This window comes from Dermacoccus sp. Ellin185, from assembly GCF_000152185.1.
Classification (GTDB): Bacteria; Actinomycetota; Actinomycetes; order Actinomycetales; family Dermatophilaceae; genus Dermacoccus; species Dermacoccus nishinomiyaensis.
This window is the reverse complement of record NZ_AEIQ01000044.1, coordinates 1-1,294: the sequence shown is the minus strand read 5'-3', so window position 1 is coordinate 1,294 and position 1,294 is coordinate 1. Positions and strand designations below refer to the sequence as shown.

Below are 1,294 nucleotides of genomic sequence, written 5' to 3'. Positions count from 1 at the left end.
CCGACGTCGCCGACGACGAGCATCGTCGTTCCGCCGACGACAGCGGAACCGACATCACCGCCGGCGACGAGCCCGGAACCGACGTCGCCGACGACGAGCATCGTCAACCCGCCGACGACGACGGAACCGACGTCGCCGCAGCCCACGTCGCCTGAGCCGAGTACGTCGACCGGCCCGACGACGCCCCCTGCGCCGGGGACAGGCTTTGATCCGGCGTGGGGTCGGGGGCTCCAGATCGGTCGATGGATGTGCTTCGATCCGGTCCGTGTCGGAGGTACGAACGCACCTGCCGGATGGCAGGTGCTCGACCTCCAGGAGATCCAGGTCATCTTCCCGTGGGCGCAGTTCCCGTGGGGTGCCACGGCGTGGTGCGCGCCCATGACCCTCGGCAGCGGCGGCTGACCGGCCGCGCTGTCGTCAGCCGGGGTCGACCATGGTGACGCCGGGTCGCTGCGAGTGTGCGCGGACGCGTTCGGCGTTGGTCTGATCCGGTCCGAGGGCGCGTCGTCGGGCGCCGGCCGGGTCGTTGCCGTACGACTCGTGGCGGGCCATGAGACGGGCCAGGCGTCGCTCGGCTGAGGGAGTGAGCATCCACGCCGCGTCGAACAGCAGCGCCAGGCGGGCCCAGGGCTCCTCGTCAAGAAGCACGTAATTGCCTTCGACGATGACGAGTTGTGTGTCGGCGGGCACCTTGATCGCGCCGGCCACCGCGTCTTCGATCTCTCGGCGGAACTCGGGGGCCCAGATCGTCGGATCGCCGGGTCGCTGGGCGTGGATGCGTTCGACGAGCGTGACGAAGCCGTGCGCGTCAAACGTCTCGGGCGCGCCCTTGACGTCCGTCATGGCCCGGCTTTCGAGGACGCTGTGCGCGAGGTGAAAGCCGTCCATCGGCACGACGGCGGCCGTGACGCCGGCCTGGTCGGCGTCGAGCAGCAAGCGGGCGGCCGCCGTCGACTTCCCTGCGCCCGGCTCGCCGGCAAGACCGAGCAGGACGCGTGAGCCGCTCTGACAGTGTTCGATGACGGCGGCGCTGGCCTCGTCCAAGGGGATCATGCGGTCATTCCTCTCGTCTCGGCGCAGCCTACCGCCAGCCCTCAGAGAGGGCCCGTGCCCGAGCCTGCGCCCGTCCTCAACGGCGATTCCTGTCCCCATCTGCGAATTTCGTCCACCTTCGCGATTCTCGTCCACCTCTGCGAACGGCGTCCCCATCTGCGATTCTCGTCCACCTTCGACGCCGCCACGGACGCCGAGGTGCTCCCGCCGGGCGCCGATGCGAATGTGACCAAGAATCGCG

General features: G+C 69.9%; 2 protein-coding genes. One reads left to right on the top strand and one right to left on the bottom strand.

Annotated elements, in window-relative coordinates:
- Window positions 1-417: 417 nt before the first annotated feature.
- Window positions 418-1,053 (bottom strand): hypothetical protein, encoded by a 636-nt coding sequence (locus tag HMPREF0321_RS03240; protein WP_006944150.1) that lies wholly within the window; start codon window positions 1,051-1,053, stop codon window positions 418-420.
- 54 nt (window positions 1,054-1,107) lie between these two features.
- Here HMPREF0321_RS03240 and HMPREF0321_RS16690 point away from each other — a divergent pair.
- The coding region (locus HMPREF0321_RS16690; RefSeq protein ID WP_217490514.1) for a hypothetical protein at window positions 1,108-1,294 on the top strand (187 nt) is incomplete at its 3' end.

Excerpts from the sequence above, each read along its gene's own strand:
- HMPREF0321_RS03240 (WP_006944150.1), bottom strand. The coding sequence starts at position 1,053 with ATGATCCCCTTGGACGAGGCCAGCGCCGCCGTCATCGAACACTGTCAG.